Here is a 20,021-nt window from a genome sequence, read left to right on the forward strand (position 1 = left end):
GGCTAAAGCGGCCGCGCCTCGATCACCACGAAGGCCTGCGCCCAGGGATGGTCGTCGGTCAGGGTGACGTGGATGATCGCCTCATGCCCCGGCGGGGTCATCGCGGCCAGCCGGTCTGCCGCCCAGCCGGTCACCTGCATCACCGGCTGTCCGGACGGCAGGTTGGTCACCGCCATGTCCTTCCACGAGATGCCCATGGCCAGCCCGGTTCCCAGCGCCTTCGAACAGGCCTCTTTCGCGGCCCAGCGTTTGGCATAGGTGCCGGCCACATCGGCGCGGCGCTCGGCCTTGCGCTGCTCGATCTCGGTGAACACGCGGGTCTTGAACCGGTCGCCGAAGCGGTCCAGCGTCCCGGCGATCCGTTCGATATTGGCCAGATCGGTGCCGATGCCCAGGATCATGCGCTGCTCTCCCTATGTTGCGACCGGCATAGCCAAGCCCGCCGGGGCTGACCAGAGCCTGCAACCGGGATGCCAGAATTCCCAACCGGACAGGCGCGCCGATTCGCGTTATTCTGACCTCAGGTAAACCCGAAGAGGAGACAGATCATGCCGCGCATGACCCATGTGATCCTTGCAAGTGCCCTGAGTATCCTGCCGCTGTCGGCCAAGGCGGCGACCTTCCAGATCGATTTCAGTCTGGCCGGATCCAACAACATCATCGGAACCTTCACCGCGCCCGCAGGCGGCGGCACGGTCAGCAACCTGATGGTGCAGATGTTCAACGTGCTGTTCGACACCCGCATCGACGCGGGGGGACCGTTCGACTACGATCCGGCGGCTGGGGATTTCGTGAACTACAGTGCATTTCCGACCTATACCAACGCCACCGGCAACGCGACCTGCGCGGCCACGCAGTGTACCTTGCAGATCTATCCGCTGCCCAACGATCCGACGCCCGGCGACTACCTCGCGGTGGACGGCAATCTCAACAACATCGACGATGGCACGAAATACGCCATCTCGGGCCCCTCGCCCGTGCCGCTGCCGGGTGCCGCCGGTCTGATGGCGCTGGCCCTGGGCGGGCTGGCGGGCCTGCGATTGCGGCGCGGCTGACCGAAAAACGCCGCCCCCATGGGGACGGCGTGAAATTGGGGGCCGGGGCCGGTGTCAGCCGCCCAGAACGCCGTCGCAGCGCCCGCAGACATCGGCGTGGCTGTGCGTGCCCACATCCGGCAGGATCTTCCAGCAGCGCTGACATTTCGCGCCCTCGGCCTTGGCAAACACCACGCCCACGCCGGGCACATCCGGCAGGGTGAAGGCCCCTTCGGGCACCGGTTCGACGCGCAGGTCGATCTGCGAGGTGATGCAGATGGTGGCGAATTTCTCGGTGTCATCTCCGATCTTGTCGCGCATTTCCTGCGTCAGATAGACGATGGGCGCGGCCTCCAGTGACGAACCGATGGTCTTGGACTGACGCTCAAGCTCCAGCGCGCCGGTCACCACGCGGCGCAGGGCGCGCAGCGACAGCGACCATTCGGCCAGCACCGGATCATGCCAGTTGGGCGGCGTGTCCGGCATGTCCTGCAGGTGAACCGAGCTGTCATCGCCGGGAAACCGCTGCAGCCAGACCTCTTCCATGGTGAACACCAGGATCGGCGCCAGCCAGGTGGTCAGCCGATGGAACAGGATGTCCAGCACGGTCAGCGCCGAGCGGCGCGCCAGGCTGTCCATGCCGTCGCAATACAGCGCATCCTTGCGGATGTCGAAATAGAAGGCCGACAGATCCACCGTGGCGAACTGGAACACCTTCTGGAACACGCCCTGGAAATCGAAGTCGGCGTAGCCTTCCTTGACCTCGCGATCCAGCCTTTCGACCATGTGCAGGACCAGTTGTTCCAGCGGCGGCATGTCGTCCCGCGCGACCCGGATCTCGTCGGAATAGTCGTTCAGAGAACCCAGCAGGAAGCGCATGGTGTTGCGCAACCGGCGATAGCTGTCGGCCACGCCTTTCAGGATCTCCGGCCCGATCCGCTGGTCGGCGGTATAGTCGGACTGGGCCACCCAGAGACGCAGGATATCGGCGCCATACTGCTTGACCACCGTTTCGGGAACGATGGTGTTGCCCAGCGACTTGGACATTTTCATGCCCTTCGCGTCGAGCGTGAAGCCATGGGTCACCACGTTGCGATAGGGCGCCCGGCCCAGCGTGCCGCAGGCCTGCAGCAGCGACGAGTGAAACCAGCCGCGATGCTGGTCGGTGCCTTCCATATAGACATCGGCGATGCCATCGGCCGTGCCGTCCTCGCGGTCGCGCAGCACGAAGGCATGGGTCGAGCCGCTGTCGAACCACACGTCCAGAATGTCGAAGACCTGTTCGAAATCGTCGGGGTTGTGATCCGCCCCGAGGAACCGTTCCTTGGCGCCATCGGCATACCAGCAGTCGGCGCCTTCGGCCTCGAAAGCCTCGGCGATGCGGGCGTTGACCGCCGGGTCGCGCAGCAGGAAATCCGGGTCGGTCCGCTCGGCGCCCTTGCGCACGAAACAGGTCAGCGGCACACCCCAGGCGCGTTGCCGTGACAGCACCCAGTCGGGACGCGTTTCGATCATCGAAAACAGGCGGTTGCGGCCCGTGTGCGGGGTCCATTGCACCAGCTCGTCGATGGATTTCAGGGCGCGTTCGCGGATGGTGGTGCCCATCAGGTCCAGACCGTCGCCCACCGGCTTGTCGATGGCGGCGAACCACTGCGGCGTGTTGCGGAAGATCACCGGCGCCTTGGAGCGCCACGAATGCGGATACGAGTGCTTGACCTGCCCGCGCGCGATCAGTCCGCCCGCCTCGACCAGCTTGTCGATCACGGCGCGGTTGGCCTTGCCTTCCTTGCCCTTGCGGTCAAACACCTGAAGCCCGGCGAAGAACGGCACATGGGCCAGGAATTCGGACTCCTCGCCCACGTTATAGGTCATCCGGTCCATCCAGCCGCGCTTGACGAAACAGTCATAATCGTCGGCGCCATGGCTGGGGGCGGTGTGCACGAAGCCGGTGCCGGCCTCGTCGGTGACGTGGTCGCCGTCGATCATCGGCACGTCGTAGTCCCAGAAGCCGTTCGCGCCTTCCAGACCGGCGAAAGGATGTTCCAGCGTCAGGCCCGACAGTTCCTGTGTGCTCACATCGCGCACACGGCGGAAGCGGGTGACGCGGGACTTCTCCAGCGCCTCTGCGGCCAGCGTGTCGGCGAACAGGTAGACATCGCCGGGCTTGGTCCAGCTTTCGTCCTGCGTTTCCTCGACTTCATACAGCCCGTAGGAGATTGCCGGATTGAAGGCGACGGCCTTGTTGGACGGGATCGTCCAGGGCGTCGTGGTCCAGATCACCACCCTCGCGGCGTGCAGCTGGTCGGCCAGGATCGCCTGATTGGCACCGTCGTAATCGGCCTCTTCGTCCAGCAGCGGCATCTGCGCGTTTCCGCCGCGGCGCACCCGGAACGGCACCCAGATCGTGTGGCTCTTGTGGTCGTGATACTCGATCTCGGCCTCGGCAAGGGCGGTCTTTTCTACCGGCGACCACATCACGGGTTTCGAACCCTGATAGAGCGTGCCGTTCATCAGGAACTTCATGAATTCCTCGGCGATGACCCGCTCGGCGTGGAAATCCATGGTCAAATAGGGGTCGGCCCAATTGCCGGTGACGCCCAGACGCTTGAACTCCTCGCGCTGGATATCGACCCAGCCCTCGGCGAACTTGCGGCACTCCTGACGGAAATCGACGACCGGAACCTCGTCCTTGTTCTTGCCCTTCTTGCGGTACTGCTCTTCGATCTTCCACTCGATGGGCAGGCCGTGGCAGTCCCAGCCGGGGATATAGCGCGCGTCGCGGCCCATCATCTGGTGGCTGCGGACGATCATGTCCTTGATGGTCTTGTTCAGCGCGTGGCCGATGTGCAGGTGCCCGTTGGCATAGGGCGGGCCATCGTGCAGCGTGAAGGGGCGGCGCGACGGATCGGCCTTGGCCTTCTCGCGCAGGCGGCCATAGATATCCATGTCCTCCCAGCGGGCCAGCCAGTCGGGCTCGCGCTTGGGCAGCCCCGCGCGCATCGGGAAATCGGTTTTGGGAAGGTTCAGACTGTCTTTATAGTCGATCGTTTCAGACGACATCGGTCAGCGTCCTTGAAGGTCGGAAAATCTGGGGGGAATGAGAGCGGCGCGAGAAGTCCATACGCCTTGTCCCGGCAACTCGGATCAGAGCACCGGGCCGGTAATTCGCGCAATAATGGCGAGTGCCCATTCCATGGCGCGCTTATAGGGCTGCCCGTGCGCGAGGACAAGAGAGCGCGGCGGCGGCGATCACTCCAGTTGGACCATGACAAACCGCGCCTCGACCTCGCCGATCGAGGTGGTGACATGGCCCGCGCCTTCGGTGTCTTCCATCCGCAGGATATCGCCGGGCATCATCGTGATCGCGGTGCCGTTCGAAGCCTCGACCCGCGTGCGCCCGGACAGGCAATAGGCGATCTGGCGGCGCGGCGACGGATGGCGCGGACCGGTCCAGCCCGGCGGAAAGGCGATGTGGATGATCCGCGTGCAGGGCTCGGGCGCCGAGCGCGGCATCGGCGGCGCGGGCGGGGCGAACAGCGCCTCGGCCATCTCGATCTCGCCCTCGGTAAAGAAGGAGACGCCGTCTGCGTCTTCGGACAGGATGGTGCATTTCATCGGGTTTGCCTCCTCACCCACGATCATGGCGCGATTCCGCCCGCGCGACCAGTGGCCGCCTTGCGGGCGCGCCGGGCAAGCCACAGGTAGATCGCAGACGCAATCAGGATGCTGCCATGACCGACGCCCCCGTTGCCCCGCTGACCGACGCCGACATCGACCGTGTGGTGCTTGCCTTCTATGCCGAGATCCGGGTGCATCCGGTGCTGGGGCCGATCTTCAACGGCCATGTGGGCACCGGGGCCGAGGAATGGCGCGCCCATGAAGCCAAGATCGGCCGGTTCTGGAAAAAGGCGCTGCTGCAACAGCCGGGCTATGACGGCAACCCGATGGCGGTGCATCTGGCTGCCGGCGACGTGCGCCCGGCCCATTTCGACCCGTGGCTGGAGCTGTTCGAAACCGTCACCCACCGCCAGCTGCCCGCCCCGCAGGCCGACGCCTGGACCACGCTGGCCCACCGCATCGGGCGCGGGCTGCGGTTGGGGGTCGAGGATCGTCACCGCCCGAAAGGCAGCGTGCCTCAGCTGGGCTGAGGGTCCGACCCGAACAGCCCGGTCAGCGCCCGTTTCACCAGCCGCGTGACCGACGGACGCTTGGCGGCGGTGAAGGGCAGCGGGCGACAGACCTCGATCGCGGCGACGCCGACGCGGGCGGTCAGCGCGCCGTTGACCACGCCTTCGCCGAAACGGCGCGACACCCGGCTGAGCACCGATCCCCCGGCGACCGAGCCGATCAGATCGTCGCCCACTGCCACCGCGCCGGTGGCCACCAGATGGGTCAGCACGGCGCGCATCAGCCGCCAGGTGCCGAAGGTGCCGGCGCGACCGCCGTAGATCTCGGCAATGGTGCGGATCATCCGCAGGTTTGCGGTGGCCGCGGCCACCACATCGGCCAGCGCCAGCGGCACCAGCGCGGTGACGGTGGCCACCTGCCGGGCGGCGATTTCCACGGCGCGGGTGGCCTCGGCATCCATCGGGCGCAACAGGTCGCGCTCGACCACGCCCAGCACCGCGTCAGCATCGAAGCTTTGCTCGATCCGGGCGGGCATCCCGTCCAGCGCCCATTTCAGCTCGGCCCGCCCGTGATAGAAGGCCGTCAGATCGCGGGCGGTCTTGCGCGCCGCCTCCAGATCATTGTCGGCCAGGGCTGCGGTGGCCCGGTGCTGGAACTTGTCCAGCCGCCCCAGACGGGCGAAAGCCGCCACCTCGCGCAGCGCGATCAGCAGACAGACCAGCCCGAAGGCGCCCAGAAGGGCGGCCACAAGGCCCGCCAGAACAGGGCTGCTGGCGATCAGCCTGTCCACCATGCTCCATGCCGCCAGCGACAGACCCGAGACCAGAATGCCGCCCAGCAAGGCCCAGAACCACGTGGACAAGGCCCCACGCCGCGACTGTTTTGCCATGCCCGCCAGCCGCTGCATCGCCGCCGGATCGTTGGGCAATGTGCCATCCAGATCCGGCACCGGGGGGGCGGAGGACGGGCTCGGGGCCGTGTCCTCGGCCTCCAGATCGATCATCACGGGGCCATCGCGGTCGCTCACGTCGGTGTCCTTTCCCAAGCAAAGCGGATATCCGGCAGTTTCTCGTCGTTGTCCTGGCCGTCGGTGCGGCGCAACTCGAAAAACCCCTCGCACGCGTAAAACGCCCGCGCTTCAAGGTTTGCCTGGAAGGTCCAGAGTTCCAGCCTCGCATGTTTCGCCTTGGCCGCAGACAGCAACGCGTGCCCGATGCCCTGCCGCCATGCTCCTTGGGCAACATACAGCGCGTCGATCTCGGCCGCGCGCTGTGCCAGAAAGCCGACAACATGCTGGTCCTGTTCGGCCACGGTCACCGCCTTCTGGTCGATGAGCTTGCCGCAGAAGGCCCGGTTCTGTTGCGGCGTGTGCAGGTTCGGCAACCAGGGTGTCCGCGTCAGCCAATCGGTCAGGATCTCTGCCATGGCAGGCGCGTCCTCCGGCCGGGCATCGCGCAGCTGAAAGCCCTTCATAGCCGGTCTCCGATCAGGAACTGCGCCGCGCGATCCATGCGGATATGCGGCGGGCCGTCGCCGGGTTTCAGGCTTTGCGCCGCCGGGGCGAACCGCATGATTCCATAGTCGCCGTCCAGCCACCGTTCGGCACCGCTGCGCGCCGGGGCCAGCAGGGCTGCGGGATCGTCGGGCAGCGCGCCGGGATAGAAGGCGGCCTGACGGCCATCCTTCAGCAACCGGCCGCGCACCAGATCCAGCCTACGGCCGTTGTGCTCGCGGGTTTCCTCGACCGTGGCGCGCAGGGCGGCCAGCGACAGGGCCAGCGTTTGCGCCCCGGCGAAATCGGCCCGCGACTTGGCGTCCTGCACCAGCGCCTCGGTGATGGCGGTCAGGCGGCCATGCTGGCTGTGGTGCAAATGGTCAGCCTTGGTGGCGGCAAACAGCATCCGGTCGACCTTCTTGCCGCCCAGCAGCCGCGCCAGAAAGCTGGACGATCCGGGACGGAATGCGGTCAGGATCTCGGCCATGGTGCGGCGCAGATCCTCGACCGCACGGGGACCGTCATGAATCGCCCCCAGCACATCGGTCAGCACCACCTGCCGGTCGATGCGGGCGAAGTGATCGCGGAAGAACGGGCGCACGACCTTGGATTTATAGGCCTCGAACCGGCGCTCGAACTCCCGCGCCAGCGAGCCGCGCGGCGCGGCGCCATCCGGCAGCGGCGCGAAGGTCAGCACCGGCGAACCTTCCAGATCGCCCGGCAGCAGGAAGCGGCCCGGCGTGCAATCCGAAAACCCGGCCTTGCGGGCGGCCTGCAGATGCGCGGTGAAGGCGCGCGCCAGACCCTGTGCGGCCGGTTCCTCCAGCGGTCGGTCGGCATCCACCGCCCCCAGTGCGTCGCGATACATCTGCCCTGACGGGCGTTCGCCCAGCCGCGCCAGCGTATCGCGCGACCAGGTGGCGAAATCCTTGTCCAGCAGCGCCAGATCCAGCAGCCATTCGCCGGGATAATCTACGATGTCCAGATGCAGCACCCGTGGCCCGGTCATCCCGCCCAGCAGGCCGGTGGGCTTCAGCCGCAGCGACAGGCGCAGTTCAGACACCGCCCGCGTGCTGTCGGGCCAATGCGGCGCGGGCCCCATCAGGGCCGCGCGATGCTGTTCGTAGTCGAAGCGCGGCACCGTGTCGTCGGGTTGCGGTTGCAGAAAGGCGGTCAGAATGCGGCCCTCGGCGGCGGCGGCCAGTTGCGGCATCCGCCCCCGGTCGATCAGATTGGCCACCAGCGAGGTGATGAACACGGTCTTGCCGGCGCGCGCCAGCCCGGTCACCCCCAGCCGCAGGGTCGGTTCGAAGAAGGTTTCAGACACGCTGGCCCCGGCATCCTCGACCGTGCGCACCAGCCCGTCGGCGGTGCGCGCCAACCCGTCCGTAATACTGCCCAGAACCACATCTGCCCCCGAATGACCTTTGTTTCGAGATATGGCTTTGACGCGCGTTTTACCAGTGCGGGCGCGTTGCACAGCCGCGCGCGGGACGCTAGAGGACCGCCATGCCCCGTTTTGCCCTGAAAATCGAATATCACGGCGCCCCCTTCGCCGGGTGGCAGCGCCAGAAGGAACAGCCCTCGGTGCAGCAGGCCGTGGAACAGGCGCTGCGCAAGCTTGACCCGTCCGTGGATACGATCGCCGCCGCCGGGCGCACCGATGCGGGGGTACACGGGCTGGCACAGGTGGCCCATTGCGACATGGTGCGCGACTGGGATCCGTTCCGCCTGTCCGAGGCGCTGAACCATCACCTGAAGCCCGCGCCGGTGGCGATCCTGGCCGCCGCGCGCGTGGCCGACGACTGGCACGCACGGTTCTCGGCGACCGAGCGGCGCTACATGTTCCGGCTGCTGGCGCGCCGTGCGCCGGTCACCCATGACGCCGGGCTGGTCTGGCAGGTCAAGCAACCGCTGGACCGCGCCGCCATGCAGGCCGGGGCCGACCGTCTGATCGGCCACCATGATTTCACGACCTTCCGGTCCACCATCTGTCAGGCCGACAGCCCGATGAAGACGCTGGATGAATTGCGGGTCGAGGAAATCGCGCGCCCGGATGCGGTAGAATACCGGTTCCACGTCCGCGCCCGGTCCTTCCTGCACAACCAGGTGCGCAGTTTTGTGGGCACGCTGGAGCGGGTCGGCGCCGGGGCCTGGACCCCGGACGATGTCACCGCCGCGCTGAACGCGCGCAACCGCGCCGCCTGCGGACCGGTCTGCCCGCCGCAGGGGTTGTACCTGGCCGGCGTGGGGTACAAGGACGACCCCTTCGCCCCCTAGTAGCTGTAGTCGGCGTAGATCCGGGTCAGGTCGCCGTTCCAGTCGCCATTGTAGCGCCCCAGCAATTCGTCCGCCGGGGTGCGACCGGATTCGACGCTTTCCTGCAGCGCGTTCAGGAAATGGGTTTCGTCCGGGATCAGCCCGTTGGCACCGGGGCGCGCCCGCGCCGTCAGCCCGGCCTCGGCGATGTCCACGACCTCGCGCGCCAGATCCTGCATGAGTTGACCGTTCACGCGGGCCTGCAAACCGTCGACCGAAGCCGCCACGCGCCAGGCCTCGCGGGTTTCAGCATCCCAGCCCTTGACCAGATCCCAGGCCGCATCCAGCGCCCCCTGATCGTAAGTCAGACCGACCCAAAGCGCGGGCAGCGCGCACAGCCGCCGCCACGGGCCGCCATCGGCACCGCGCATCTCGATGAACTTCTTGATCCGGGCTTCGGGGAAGATCGTGGTCAGGTGGTCGGCCCAGTCCGACAGCGTCGGCACCTCGCCCGGCAATGCGGGAAGCTGGCCTTTCAGGAAATCGCGGAACGACTGGCCAAGCGCGTCGATATACTTGCCGTCGCGATAGACGAAATACATCGGCACATCGAGCGCGTAATCCACCCAGGCGTCAAAGCCGAACCCGTCCTCGAACACGAAGGGCAGCATGCCCGTGCGGTCCGGGTCCAGATCGCGCCACACGCGCGAGCGCCATGACTTGTGCCCGTTCACCTTGCCTTCGAAAAAGGGCGAATTGGCAAACAGTGCCGTCGCCACCGGTTGCAGGGCCAGCGCCACGCGCAGCTTCTGCACCATGTCGGCCTCGGACGCGAAGTCGAGGTTCACCTGCACGGTGCAGGTCCGGTACATCATCTGCTTGCCGTGGGTGCCGACCTTGTCCATGTAGCCGGTCATCAGCGCATAGCGGCCCTTGGGCATCACCGGCATCTGATCGCCCGTCCAGATCGGCGCAGCGCCCAGACCAATGAAACCGACGCCCAGGTGATCCGACACGTCGCGCACTTCGCGTAGATGGGTGTTCACCTCGTCGCAGGTGCCGTGGATGGTTTCCAACGGCGCGCCCGACAGTTCCAGCTGTCCGCCCGGCTCGAGGCTGACATTGGCGCCGTCCTTCTCCAGCCCGATGATGTTCTCGCCTTCCATCACCGGCGTCCAGCCAAAGCGGTCGCGCAGCCCTTCCAGCACCGCCTTGATCGACCGTTCCCCATCGTAGGGCAGCGGGTTCAGGGTATCGCGGCAATAGGCGAATTTCTCGTGCTCGGTGCCGATGCGCCAGTCGTCCTTGGGCTTGCACCCGTCGGCCAGATAGGCGGCCAGCTGATCGCGATGTTCGATCGGACCGCCGCCCGATTGGGGAATAGACATGAGATGCGGCTCCGAACTTTGGTCAAATGAACCTGACTGGTGAAAGGAAATGCGCTGGCTGTCAATCCGCGCGCCGTTTGGCCGAAGTCGGCGGCAGCAGCGCGTCGCCCTTCGGCGGCTTGACGCCGGGGCGCTGCCAGACCACGTAAACCGCGCCCTGGTTGACCTGACGGGCCAGCAACAGCCGTTCGGTCCGGAACTCGGGCAATTGCGCGAAAGCATCCAGAAGTGCCTCGACCCCGCTGGCCGTCACCGGAATGTGAAGCGTGGTGCCGTCGGATTCGCGCAGGGTCCAGTGATCGGGCCGACCGCGCGGGTCCAGCGCCACCTCGGCCAGCGCCCGGACCGACACTGCGCCGCCGTCGAGCGGGCCGTAATAGGCGATGCGTGCCTCATCGACTTCCACCACCCCCGGCCCGTTGCCCTCGGTGCGAAACCGCATTCGCTGCAGGCCGAGCGCCACAAGCACAACGCCAAGCCCCATGGCCGGGATCGAGGTCCAGAACATGATCCCATGGGAACTGAGCATCCACCACAGGGCGAAAGCGGCCACCGCAAGGCCGCCGATCAGCTCGCGCGCGTGCCAAAAGGCGTGGCGCAGTTCGGGACGAATGAAGTCTTTCAATGCAGCACCTCGCAGGCATCGGTCGTCGGTCAGCGGGACTCGGCCCAGGCGAATCCGCTTTAGCCCAGCCTCGCAAGCGCGGGCGCGGGATGCAAATAACGGGACCGGGATCGGCGGATCATGTCCAGTCGCCCAACGCCTGTTGCCAGACCGCCATGGCGGCCACGGCAGCGGTATCGGCGCGCAGGATGCGCGGGCCGAGACTGACCGGCACTGCCTGGTCCATCGCCATCAGCCGCGCCCGTTCCTCGGAGCTGAAGCCGCCTTCGGGACCGATCAGGATGGCCCAGGGTCCGGGCCCGGCGGTGGCCAGTGTCAGACCCTCCCCGGCGCGGGACTCGTCGCAGAACATCAAGCGGCGGTCGGCGGGCCAATCGTCCAGCAGCGCAGACAGGCGGGTCAGCGCGGTCACTTCGGGCACGAAGGTGCCGCCGCATTGCTCGGCGGCCTCGATGGCGTGGGCTTGCAGGCGATCCTGCCGGATCCGCTCGGAATTGGTGAAGGCGGTCTGCACCGGGCAGATGCGCGCCGCGCCCATCTCGGCGGCCTTTTCGACGATGAAATCGGTGCGCGCCTTCTTTATCGGCGCGAACAGCAGCCACAGGTCGGGCGGGGTCTGCAATGGCCGGGTCTGCTCGGCACAGACCAGAACACCGCCGCGCTTTCCGGCCTCGGCCACCTCGGCGCGGTATTCGCCCGACACCCCGTCGAACAGCAGCACCGCATCGCTCTCGGTCAACCGCATCACCCCGAACAGGTAATGTGCCTGATCCCGCGTCAGCGGAACCGATTGTCCCTCGGCCAAGGGATGCTCTACATAGAGCCGGATCTTTGCAGAAGATTTCGCGTTCGACATGAGGCCTAGATATGACCGACTCGCCCCAAGCGCCAGAGGGACAGGTGTCCGACGCGGTGCGCGGCAACTGGGTGGACCATCGCGCGCCAGACTGGGCCCGCCCCTACCTGCGTCTCAGCCGGGCGGACCGGCCGGTCGGTACATGGCTGTTGCTGCTGCCCTGCTGGTGGGGCGTCCTGCTGTCGGCGGCCAGCGGTGACGGTCTGGGATGGCGCGGGTTGTGGATCATGCTGGGCTGCGGGCTGGGCGCCTGGCTGATGCGCGGCGCCGGCTGCACATGGAACGACATCACCGACCGCGAATTCGACGCCGCCGTGGCCCGCACCCAGTCGCGGCCGATCCCCTCGGGCCAGGTCAGCGTGCGGGGGGCGGTGGTCTGGATGGGCCTGCAGGCGCTGTTGGCCTTCGCGATCCTGCTGACATTCAACCTGAATGCCATCCTGCTGGGGGTGGCCTCGCTGGCGCTGGTGGCGATCTATCCCTTTGCCAAGCGGTTCACATGGTGGCCGCAGGTGTTCCTGGGGCTGGCGTTCAACTGGGGCGCGCTGCTGGCCTGGACGGCGCATGACGGGCGGCTGGGGTGGCCGGCAGTGCTGCTGTACCTGTCGGGGCTGGTCTGGACCCTTTTCTACGACACCATCTATGCGCATCAGGACAAGGAAGACGACGCGCTTATCGGGGTGAAATCCACGGCCCGGCTGTTCGGCAGCAACACCCATCGCTGGCTGACCCTGTTCCTGTGGGGGTCCGTTGCGCTGATGGCGCTGGCAATCTGGGTGGCCCTCGCCGGTCAGGGGCTGACTATGGCAAGTGCCGTGGCGTTTCTGGCAGTGCCGGGCTTTGCCGTGCATCAGCTTTGGCAGTTGCGGCGCTTGCAGACCGAAGACCCCGACACCTGCCTGTGGCTGTTCCGCAGCAACCGCGATACCGGGCTGATTCCCGCCGCTGCCTTCGCGTTAGCCCTGCTGCTTTGATTGATCTCGCGCGCGGGGCTTCGTAAAGACACTAAGCCTCCCTGACGGTCGGAAGTCCACATGCGTCCAATTGCGATCCTTGCCCTCAACCTCGTCACCCTCGGCCTCGGCGCCGGGGCTTGCGTGGTGGTGGCCCAACACGCGGTCGAACTGGTGGAAGAGCGCGCGGGCACGGCACTTGAAACCGCGCTGGCAGATGGCGGCTTCGACTGGGTCACGGTCGAGATTAACGGTCTGCAGGCGCGGTTGGGCGGGGAAGCCCCGGACGAGGCCGAGCGTTTTCGCGCCCTGCGCGCCGCGGGCGCGGTGGTGAACCCTGTCAACCTGCGCGACGGGATGAGCGTGGCCGACCCCGACGCTCCGCCGCCCCCCGAATACCGGTTTGAACTGATGCGCAACGGCGCCACGATCACGGCGCTGGGGCTGATCCCCGGCGGCAACGCCGCCAAGGCGCTGCTGCTGGATACGCTGGCCGAGATCGACGGCGTGACCACCGTGTCGGACCTGCTGTCCTCCAGTCCCGATGCCGCGCCGCCGGGCTGGGAGACCGCAATGGAGGCCGGCGTTGCCGTGGTGCGCGGCCTGACCGATGCACGGGTGGAACTTTCAGCCGAGACGATGACCGTCACCGGGCTGACGCCGGATACCGAAACAAAGACCTATCTGGAACAGGGTCTGGCCAGTCAGGTCGGGGATCAGATCGCGCTGATGTCCGATTTCTCGGTGCCGCCGCCGGTGATCTCGCCCTTCGTGACCCGCTTCCGGATCGATGACGCCGGTGCCCGCTTCGAAGCCTGTTCCGCCAGTTCTGCCAAAGGACGCCAGCAGATCGAGGCCGCGGCCCGCAATGCCGGGGCGCAGATCGACGACACCACCTGCGTGGTGGCCATGGGCGCGCCCGACACGCAATGGGATCGCGTCACCGCCCGCGGCATCGACGCGCTGACCCAGATCGGTGCGGGCGTCCTGACGATCTCGGATCTCAGCATCTCGATCACGCCGGGGGCCATGGTTCAGCCGGCACAGATGGATCGTGCCCTTGCCGCCTTCGAAGCCGACCTGCCCGACACCTATACACTGTCGGTGGCGCCGGTGCCGGGGGCCGCGCAGACGGCTGCTGCCACCGAAGCCGTGTTCTCGGCGACGCTCAGCCCGGAAGGACAGGCCATCGTCCGGGGCACCACGGCGGACCGTCACGCTCGCGACGTGGTGGAAACGCTGGTCGCCGCGCGGTTTCCGCGGGACAAGCTGCACATATCGCTGCGCCAGCAATCCGGCCTGCCCGAAGGCTGGTCGGCGCGGGTTCTGGCCGGGCTGGATGCCTTTTCGGCGCTGGAAACCGGGCGTCTGAGCATCACCCCGGACATGCTGACCCTGAAGGGCACCACCGGCGATCCGGCCCTGCCCGGCACGCTGGCAAGCAATCTGACCGCGCTGCTGGGCCCGTCGATGCCGATGCTGCTAGACATCGCCTATGTCGAGGATCTTGATCCCGTCGCCTCGCTGCCCACCGCCGAGGACTGCCTGGCGCGGATCAACGACATTCAGGCCAATACCAAGATCACCTTCGCGCCGGGCTCGACCGAGCTGGACATCGACGGTCTGCGCATCGTGCGCCGCATCGCCGCTGTCCTGCGCGAATGCGAGGATGTGGAAATGGAAATCGGCGGTTACACCGACAGCCAGGGCCGGGACGAGATGAACACGGCGCTCAGCCAGGCACGCGCCGATGCAGTGTTCAACGCCCTGATTGCCGAGCGGGTGCGGGCCAGCAACCTCAGCGCGATCGGCTATGGCGAAGAACGCCCGGTGGCCGACAATGACACCGCCGAGGGACGCGAGGCCAACCGCCGGATCGAGTTCAGCCTGCGCTATCCCCTGTTCGGGCCCTTCGCCCCGGATGACGACCCCAGCGATGAGACCGCGCAGGCCGACCCCGATGCGCCCGCGACAGAAACGGAGCAGACCGATGGACAGAACTGAATTCATCATCGCCACGGCAATCCTGCTGTTCGGCGCCTTCTGCCTGGGGTTCGTGACCCATTGGGTGGTCAGCCGCCTGTCGCATGTGTCGAAAGCCGACCTGAGCGAGCTGGACAGCATGGCCGAGGCGCTGCACGACGCCGAGGAAGCCCGCGATGCGGCGCGGACCGAGCTGAAAGAGGAAGAGGGGCGCCTGCACGGCCGTCTGAAAGAGGCCGAGGCCGAATTGAAGGCGGCGATGGAGGGGCTTCAATCCGCGCGGCGCGAGACCGAGGAACTGCGCGCCTTCATCTCGAAACAGAACATGGGCTCGACCTGAGCTTTTTCCGCTCCGGGCGGGTTCAGTCCCAGCGATCCAGCGCGGCCTCATCCTCGGCCTTGCTGTCCACCCAGGATGCGCCCTGGGCGGTGACTTCCTTCTTCCAGAAGGGCGCGCGGGACTTCAGGTAATCCATCAGGAACTCAGCCGCCGCGAACGCATCCACCCGGTGCGGGGCGGCGGTGGCCACCATCATGATCGGGTCACCGGCCGCAAGCCGGCCGTGGCGATGGATCACCAGTGCCCCGGACAGCGACCAACGGGTGATCGCCTCGGCGCGTATCGCCTCGATCGCGCGTTCGGTCATGCCGGGGTAATGCTCGATCTCCATATGCGACAGCGGGTTGTCGGCCAGATCGCGAACAAGGCCGGAGAAACTGACCACCGCCCCGGCCCCGCTATGGGCGGCGCGTTGGGAGAAACGGTTGAGTTCCGCCCCGGCGTCGAACACCTCGGACTGGATCAGAACATCCATGTTCAGCCACCGGTCATCGGCGGAAAGAACGCCGCCTCGCGCACGCCGTCCAGAGGTGCATCAAACTCGGACAATGTCTGGTCCAGCGCCACCCGCACGGTGGAAAGATCGGCGAAGGCGGCGGCATAACGCTCTTCCCGGGCGGTCAGTTCGGCCACCAGCTCGGCCACTGTGCGCGCCTCGGTCTGCACGGTTTCACGCGGCACGCCGATCCGTTCGCGCACCCAGGCGAAATAGAGCACCTCAAGCTGCATCGTCACCGGCCTCATCCTCCAGGAAGCGCAGGGATTTGCGGTAGTAGTCCAGCCCGGTCAGCCCGGTCAGGAACGCCGCGACATAGAACATGACCAGGCCGGTCAGCCCGCTCAGCCAGCCGCCCTGCACCACCCGCCATGTGGTATTCCAGTCCTGCGGTCCCTGCGCCAGCAGCGCGTCGTAATCCGCCGGATCCATGGACCGGTACAGCCAGAAATGCACCTCCTGCAGGCCGAGGCTGAGCAGCAGCAGCGGAATCGCCACCATCTGTGCGGTGGTTTTCCATTTGGCCAGCTTGGTGACCTGCAACAGGCTGGCGTCGGAGCCCAGGAACTCACGCAGGCCGGATACGAACACTTCGCGGAACAGGATGATGACCGCGGGCAGGGTCAGCCAGGGATCCAGGCCGGACAGGGCCAGGATCACGCAGATCGAGATGATGACCATGGCCTTGTCGGCGATCGGATCCAGCATCGCACCAAAGCGGGTCTGCTGGTTCAGCTTGCGCGCCAGATAGCCGTCGAACCAGTCGGTGACCGCAGCCAGAACGAAGATCACCAGCGCGGCCCAATCCGCCATCGGTCGTGGCAGCACCATGAAGGCCAGCGCCACACAGGGGGCCGCGAACAGGCGCATCACAGTCAAGATGTTGGGGATGTTCCACGTCACGTCGGAATCCTCCGGCCCGCCGGGGCGGGGCGCGTCAGGGGCAAGGGGATCGCATGCGCGGCCCCCGCCGATGGGTTTCGGTTCACTCCGACGCGGCGGGCGCGTCGGTGGGCGCGCTGGTCATGGCGGCAAGCTCCTCGCGCGCCTGTGCAGCAAGATCCAACTCCGATCCGTCCCAAAGTTCAACCGCCCTTTCCAGATAGGTACGCGCGTCGCCCGGACGATCCACGGCCATATAGGTCTTGGCCAGATGGTATTGGACCGTGGGATCGCCGGTCAGGCGCACGGCGGCGGGTTCCAGATGCTCAAGCGCCTCGTCATAGTTGCCAAGGCGGTAGGCGATCCAGCCATAGGTGTCCTGGAAGGCCGGGATCGTCGAGCCGCGCAGACGGCGTGCGATCACGAAAGCGCGCTGCAGGCTTTCTTCGTCGTTGCGGTAAGTCGTGATCAGGCTGGCCAAGTTGTTGGCAATGATGGTTGAGCTGGAGTCTTTGGCATAAAGGTCTTCGTAGATGCCGATGGCCTCGTCGATCCGGCCGCCGCGCTCTACCAGCCCGGCCTTGATCCACCACAGGTTCGCCGACTCGGGCAGGATCGCCAGCGCCTCGTCCACGATCTGTGCGGCATCTTCCTCGGCGCCTTGTCGCACCGCCGTCGCCACCAGTGCACGCCAGACCGGCTCGATGGTGTTGTCGGTGTCCAGGATCTCGCGATACATTCCGCGCGCCTCGTCGTATTGCCCTTCCGTGGCGGTCAATGCCGCGTTGAGGAACTGCACGCCAAGGTAGTTCGGGCTGTCCTCGGGCGTCGTCGCCAGAACCTGGTTCATATAGGCACGGGCTTCCTCTACCTCGCCGTTGGCCAGGCGCGTGCGCACGATCGCGGTCTGGGCCGACAGGTTCGACTGCCCCTCTTCGATCATGTTTTGCATCAGCGCGATACTTTCGTCGGTGCGCGCCATGCGTTGCAGCACCGCGGCCTGCAGACCGTTGGCCAGCGCCACGGCGTCTTCCGTGTTCACGTTGCGCAGGGCGGTGACCACCTGTTCGGCGCGCGGCAGGTCGTTCATGCCGAGATAGACCTCGGACAGGGAGCGCAGCAGGGGCACGCTGTCGGGCGACAGGCGCAAGGCCTGGATCAGGACGTCTTCCGCCGTCAGGTATTTCTCGTTGGTGATCAAGTGCTGGGCATAGCGCAACGCCTCGGCCGGGGCCGCGCCCGAGGCCTCGAACGCCAGGGCAAGGCTTTCGGCCATCAGTTCCCGGTTGCCGCCCCGCTCATAGGCGCGGGCCAGAAGCGTGATAGTTTCGGGATCACGCGGGGCCTGGTCCAGCGCGGTCCGCAGGGCCAGAACCGCATCGCGCACCTGGTCATCTTCGATCAGCCAGGCCGCACGCAGCTTCAGTGCGTTGGTGTCGCCCGGATCCTGGGAAAGAACCTCGTCGACCAGTTCCTCGGCCCGGGCCTTGTCGCCATCGGCCACAAGCATCCGTGCGAGGGTTGTCTTGATGTTGAGCGCCTCTTCGCTGCCATCCGTGTGCTGCTGGCTCAGGGCTTCGACCTGCTCGATGGCGGTCTCGCTCTGCCCCATGTCGAACAGAACGCTGGCCTTGATCAGGCGGAAGGTGGCATCGGCCAGTCCTTCCTCGATCAGCTTGTCCAGTTCGACCAGCGCAGCGTCGCCCCCCCGCACCTGGGTTAGGAACTGTACCAGAGCAATACGCGGCGGAACCTCGTCGCCCGCGCGCGCGACCAGATCTCGCACGAAGACCTCGGCGCCATCCGGATCCTCGTTGGCGATGTACCAGCGCACCAGCGCGGTCCTAACCTCGCGGTTTTCCGGGAACCGCTCGACCATTTCCTTCAGTTGCGCACCAAGACCATCGAGATCCTCGATCTGCGCCAGAAGGTTCAGCTTGAGTTGGTGGAACTGGGCATTGTCGGGACGATGCGTCAGCGCTTCGTCCAGAGCCTCCAGCGCCTCGGTGGTCTTGCCTTCGCGCATGAGGCGATCGACCACGATCTGCCAGCCCACCAGCGAATCCGGCTGCGCCACCAGAACCTCGCGGGCGCGTTCATAGGCGGCCAGCTGCGCGGCCTCGTCTTCATTGCGCGATGCGGCACTGTAATCCACCGCCACCAGCAAGGGCTGGAGATCGGGATAATCCGGGTCGATCTCGGCCGCGGCACGGGCGTGTTTCTCCGCCTCCTGCCACGCGCTCAGATCCACGGCCAGTCTGGCAATCTCGAAATGCGCCTCGAAATCCTCGGGATACTGTTCGGTCACCAGCAGGAAATGTCCGAAGGCCTGTTCGATATCGCCTTCATCGCGCTTCAGCCGTGCATACATCATCCGGGCATCACGATGCTCACCGTCAAGCTTGAACACTGTCTGAAGCTCGACGACGGCTTTGGCGACTTCTCCAGCATTCACCAGTTCCACGGCATTTTGATATTTCTTTTCGGCCTTGTCCTCGACCGAATCACAGGCGGACAAAGCCAGCGCGGAGGTCAAAAGTACGGCGGATAGAAGCCGGGAAGCGTTGCGCATTCTGGATCCCTGTCGTTGCAGCATCTGTTGATATGTAATCCTTACGGACCCCAAATAAAAAGAGCCGCGGAGAAATCCGCGGCTGGTTGCGTCAAACAGCGCAGGGATGCGCGGCTAGTGCCCGGTGCCGCGGAGGACCACGCGAACGGTCTTCAGCACGACACAGATATCCGTCTTCAGGCTAACAATCCTATAATAATCGGCGTCATACCGCGCCCGCGCCGCGAAGGACGTGTTGTTGCGGTCGCCCACCTGCCACAGACCGGTGACTCCGGGCTTGAGCGCGTAATACGCTTGGCCGGGGTAAAGGTCGCGCTGCGAGGGCAGCATCGGACGCGGGCCGACGACGCTCATGTCGCCCAGAAGAACATTCCAGAATTGCGGCAGCTCATCCAGCGATGTCTTGCGGATGATCCGGCCCACGAAAGTGATGCGGGGATCGGATTTCAGCTTCTGGTTGCGGTTCCATTCGTCGCGGGCCTCTTCGTTCTGCGACAGGAAAGCGGCCAGCTTGCGGTCCGCATCCACCACCATCGAGCGCAGCTTGACCATGTTGAAGATCTTGCCGTCCTTGCCGACGCGCCGCTGCACGAAGAACGGCGAACCGCCATCGGACATGATCATCAGGGCAAGGAGTACAGTGACAGGGACCGCCACGATCGAGGCGGCCAGCACGAACAGAATATCGAACACACGCTTGAAGACAGAGCGGTAAAGGCTCTTCCGAGGCGTGTAATCCACAATTCCTTTAATCACGTCTGACGAGTTCGGGAAATGTGCCGTCACTACCGTTCACCCTCATTTAACTCTATTCACCACTCATACAAGTCGTGGCTCAGGCAGACTTCCACCGTGTAGCGCACAACATCACCCCTACCATGCTCAAGACAATCCTTTCAACATTTAGCAGCTTTTGGCCCAAATTTCACCAAAACTGGAAACCGCTTGGTAAACAGTTGGTTACACTACTTTAGGTGGAACCGGGGACACCAAACCGTGTCAAGAATCAC

20 protein-coding genes are annotated in these 20,021 nt (G+C 65.8%); 6 read left to right on the top strand and 14 right to left on the bottom strand.

All coding sequences use genetic code 11. The annotated features are described in order from the left end of the window. Positions 1-2: 2 nt before the first annotated feature. Positions 3-401, bottom strand: a complete 399-nt coding sequence (gene acpS / locus AB0T83_RS10015) for a holo-ACP synthase (RefSeq protein WP_366192887.1) — start codon at positions 399-401, stop codon at positions 3-5. A gap of 147 nt (positions 402-548) precedes the next feature. Here acpS and AB0T83_RS10020 point away from each other — a divergent pair, with 147 nt between their 5' ends. Continuing rightward, positions 549-1,055: a hypothetical protein gene (locus AB0T83_RS10020; protein WP_366192888.1), complete on the top strand. Its 507-nt coding sequence runs from the start codon at positions 549-551 to the stop codon at positions 1,053-1,055. Between the two features lie 54 nt (positions 1,056-1,109). Here AB0T83_RS10020 and ileS read toward each other — a convergent pair whose 3' ends face one another. Both ileS and AB0T83_RS10030 read right to left on the bottom strand, forming a co-directional pair. Next, complete coding sequence (gene ileS / locus AB0T83_RS10025) at positions 1,110-4,094, bottom strand: isoleucine--tRNA ligase (protein WP_366192889.1); 2,985 nt, start codon at positions 4,092-4,094, stop codon at positions 1,110-1,112. A gap of 189 nt (positions 4,095-4,283) precedes the next feature. Further along, the gene (locus AB0T83_RS10030; RefSeq protein WP_366192890.1) at positions 4,284-4,649 is read right to left on the bottom strand and encodes a cupin domain-containing protein; all 366 of its coding nucleotides are present in this window, start codon (positions 4,647-4,649) and stop codon (positions 4,284-4,286) included. A gap of 116 nt (positions 4,650-4,765) precedes the next feature. Between AB0T83_RS10030 and AB0T83_RS10035 the strand changes: the two genes are divergently transcribed. Continuing rightward, the gene (locus AB0T83_RS10035; protein WP_366192891.1) at positions 4,766-5,182 is read left to right on the top strand and encodes a group III truncated hemoglobin; all 417 of its coding nucleotides are present in this window, start codon (positions 4,766-4,768) and stop codon (positions 5,180-5,182) included. On the opposite strand, the gene AB0T83_RS10040 is transcribed toward AB0T83_RS10035, so the two are convergent. The 3 genes from AB0T83_RS10040 to AB0T83_RS10050 are packed head-to-tail and all read right to left on the bottom strand — an operon-like array spanning position 5,170 to position 8,065. Continuing rightward, positions 5,170-6,189 carry a YcjF family protein gene (locus AB0T83_RS10040; RefSeq protein WP_366192892.1) on the bottom strand — a complete coding sequence of 340 codons (1,020 nt, stop codon included), beginning with the start codon at positions 6,187-6,189 and terminating at the stop codon, positions 5,170-5,172. The two genes, AB0T83_RS10035 and AB0T83_RS10040, sit on opposite strands and share 13 nt — an antisense overlap. Then, the gene (locus AB0T83_RS10045) at positions 6,186-6,635 is read right to left on the bottom strand and encodes a GNAT family N-acetyltransferase (RefSeq protein WP_366192893.1); all 450 of its coding nucleotides are present in this window, start codon (positions 6,633-6,635) and stop codon (positions 6,186-6,188) included. The genes AB0T83_RS10040 and AB0T83_RS10045 overlap by 4 nt, the downstream gene beginning before the upstream one ends. Beyond that, on the bottom strand, positions 6,632-8,065 hold the full coding sequence (locus AB0T83_RS10050; protein ID WP_366192894.1) for a YcjX family GTP-binding protein: 1,434 nt from the start codon (positions 8,063-8,065) through the stop codon (positions 6,632-6,634). The genes AB0T83_RS10045 and AB0T83_RS10050 overlap by 4 nt, the downstream gene beginning before the upstream one ends. A gap of 101 nt (positions 8,066-8,166) precedes the next feature. Here AB0T83_RS10050 and truA point away from each other — a divergent pair, with 101 nt between their 5' ends. Next, on the top strand, positions 8,167-8,937 hold the full coding sequence (gene truA, locus AB0T83_RS10055) for a tRNA pseudouridine(38-40) synthase TruA (RefSeq protein ID WP_366192895.1): 771 nt from the start codon (positions 8,167-8,169) through the stop codon (positions 8,935-8,937). On the opposite strand, the gene AB0T83_RS10060 is transcribed toward truA, so the two are convergent. The 3 genes from AB0T83_RS10060 to AB0T83_RS10070 all read right to left on the bottom strand — a co-directional run bounded on the left by AB0T83_RS10060 (position 8,934) and on the right by AB0T83_RS10070 (position 11,785). Continuing rightward, on the bottom strand, positions 8,934-10,304 hold the full coding sequence (locus AB0T83_RS10060) for a glutamate--cysteine ligase (RefSeq protein WP_366192896.1): 1,371 nt from the start codon (positions 10,302-10,304) through the stop codon (positions 8,934-8,936). The two genes, truA and AB0T83_RS10060, sit on opposite strands and share 4 nt — an antisense overlap. A 61-nt stretch (positions 10,305-10,365) precedes the next feature. Next, positions 10,366-10,929 (bottom strand): hypothetical protein, encoded by a 564-nt coding sequence (locus tag AB0T83_RS10065; RefSeq protein ID WP_366192897.1) that lies wholly within the window; start codon positions 10,927-10,929, stop codon positions 10,366-10,368. A gap of 118 nt (positions 10,930-11,047) precedes the next feature. Further along, on the bottom strand, positions 11,048-11,785 hold the full coding sequence (locus AB0T83_RS10070) for a 16S rRNA (uracil(1498)-N(3))-methyltransferase (protein ID WP_366192898.1): 738 nt from the start codon (positions 11,783-11,785) through the stop codon (positions 11,048-11,050). A gap of 11 nt (positions 11,786-11,796) precedes the next feature. Here AB0T83_RS10070 and ubiA point away from each other — a divergent pair, with 11 nt between their 5' ends. From ubiA to AB0T83_RS10085, 3 genes are read left to right on the top strand one after another with little or no spacing between them, the layout of a single operon-like run. Further along, entirely contained in the window at positions 11,797-12,759 is a 963-nt protein-coding gene (ubiA, locus tag AB0T83_RS10075; RefSeq protein ID WP_366192899.1) for a 4-hydroxybenzoate octaprenyltransferase, read from the top strand. 60 nt (positions 12,760-12,819) lie between these two features. Beyond that, complete coding sequence (locus AB0T83_RS10080; RefSeq protein WP_366192900.1) at positions 12,820-14,742, top strand: OmpA family protein; 1,923 nt, start codon at positions 12,820-12,822, stop codon at positions 14,740-14,742. Continuing rightward, on the top strand, positions 14,729-15,061 hold the full coding sequence (locus AB0T83_RS10085; RefSeq protein WP_366192901.1) for a hypothetical protein: 333 nt from the start codon (positions 14,729-14,731) through the stop codon (positions 15,059-15,061). Before AB0T83_RS10080 ends, AB0T83_RS10085 begins: the two co-directional genes overlap by 14 nt. Positions 15,062-15,083: 22 nt before the next feature. Here the strand turns inward: AB0T83_RS10085 and AB0T83_RS10090 are convergent, their stop codons facing one another. The 5 genes from AB0T83_RS10090 to AB0T83_RS10110 all read right to left on the bottom strand — a co-directional run bounded on the left by AB0T83_RS10090 (position 15,084) and on the right by AB0T83_RS10110 (position 19,767). Further along, positions 15,084-15,536 carry a molybdenum cofactor biosynthesis protein MoaE gene (locus tag AB0T83_RS10090; RefSeq protein ID WP_366192902.1) on the bottom strand — a complete coding sequence of 151 codons (453 nt, stop codon included), beginning with the start codon at positions 15,534-15,536 and terminating at the stop codon, positions 15,084-15,086. 2 nt (positions 15,537-15,538) lie between these two features. Beyond that, entirely contained in the window at positions 15,539-15,790 is a 252-nt protein-coding gene (gene moaD / locus AB0T83_RS10095; RefSeq protein WP_366192943.1) for a molybdopterin converting factor subunit 1, read from the bottom strand. Continuing rightward, on the bottom strand, positions 15,780-16,460 hold the full coding sequence (gene pgsA, locus AB0T83_RS10100; RefSeq protein ID WP_366192903.1) for a CDP-diacylglycerol--glycerol-3-phosphate 3-phosphatidyltransferase: 681 nt from the start codon (positions 16,458-16,460) through the stop codon (positions 15,780-15,782). The genes moaD and pgsA overlap by 11 nt, the downstream gene beginning before the upstream one ends. 82 nt (positions 16,461-16,542) lie before the next feature. Continuing rightward, positions 16,543-18,894 (bottom strand): tetratricopeptide repeat protein, encoded by a 2,352-nt coding sequence (locus AB0T83_RS10105; protein WP_366192904.1) that lies wholly within the window; start codon positions 18,892-18,894, stop codon positions 16,543-16,545. A 231-nt stretch (positions 18,895-19,125) separates the two neighbouring features. After that, positions 19,126-19,767: a sugar transferase gene (locus AB0T83_RS10110; RefSeq protein ID WP_366192905.1), complete on the bottom strand. Its 642-nt coding sequence runs from the start codon at positions 19,765-19,767 to the stop codon at positions 19,126-19,128. Between the last annotated feature and the right edge of the window lie 254 nt (positions 19,768-20,021).

The organism is Meridianimarinicoccus marinus, from assembly GCF_040689105.1.
Classification (GTDB): domain Bacteria; phylum Pseudomonadota; class Alphaproteobacteria; order Rhodobacterales; family Rhodobacteraceae; genus Meridianimarinicoccus; species Meridianimarinicoccus marinus.

Bases quoted from the DNA above. Each gene is read 5' to 3' on its own strand.
- AB0T83_RS10085 (WP_366192901.1), top strand. From the start codon at position 14,729: ATGGACAGAACTGAATTCATCATCGCCACGGCAATCCTGCTGTTCGGC.
- ileS (WP_366192889.1), bottom strand. From the start codon at position 4,094: ATGTCGTCTGAAACGATCGACTATAAAGACAGTCTGAACCTTCCCAAA.
- truA (WP_366192895.1), top strand. From the start codon at position 8,167: ATGCCCCGTTTTGCCCTGAAAATCGAATATCACGGCGCCCCCTTCGCC.
- AB0T83_RS10070 (WP_366192898.1), bottom strand. From the start codon at position 11,785: ATGTCGAACGCGAAATCTTCTGCAAAGATCCGGCTCTATGTAGAGCAT.
- AB0T83_RS10020 (WP_366192888.1), top strand. From the start codon at position 549: ATGCCGCGCATGACCCATGTGATCCTTGCAAGTGCCCTGAGTATCCTG.
- AB0T83_RS10045 (WP_366192893.1), bottom strand. From the start codon at position 6,635: ATGAAGGGCTTTCAGCTGCGCGATGCCCGGCCGGAGGACGCGCCTGCC.
- acpS (WP_366192887.1), bottom strand. From the start codon at position 401: ATGATCCTGGGCATCGGCACCGATCTGGCCAATATCGAACGGATCGCC.
- AB0T83_RS10035 (WP_366192891.1), top strand. From the start codon at position 4,766: ATGACCGACGCCCCCGTTGCCCCGCTGACCGACGCCGACATCGACCGT.
- AB0T83_RS10090 (WP_366192902.1), bottom strand. From the start codon at position 15,536: ATGGATGTTCTGATCCAGTCCGAGGTGTTCGACGCCGGGGCGGAACTC.
- AB0T83_RS10060 (WP_366192896.1), bottom strand. From the start codon at position 10,304: ATGTCTATTCCCCAATCGGGCGGCGGTCCGATCGAACATCGCGATCAG.
- moaD (WP_366192943.1), bottom strand. From the start codon at position 15,790: ATGCAGCTTGAGGTGCTCTATTTCGCCTGGGTGCGCGAACGGATCGGC.
- AB0T83_RS10080 (WP_366192900.1), top strand. From the start codon at position 12,820: ATGCGTCCAATTGCGATCCTTGCCCTCAACCTCGTCACCCTCGGCCTC.
- AB0T83_RS10030 (WP_366192890.1), bottom strand. From the start codon at position 4,649: ATGAAATGCACCATCCTGTCCGAAGACGCAGACGGCGTCTCCTTCTTT.
- ubiA (WP_366192899.1), top strand. From the start codon at position 11,797: ATGACCGACTCGCCCCAAGCGCCAGAGGGACAGGTGTCCGACGCGGTG.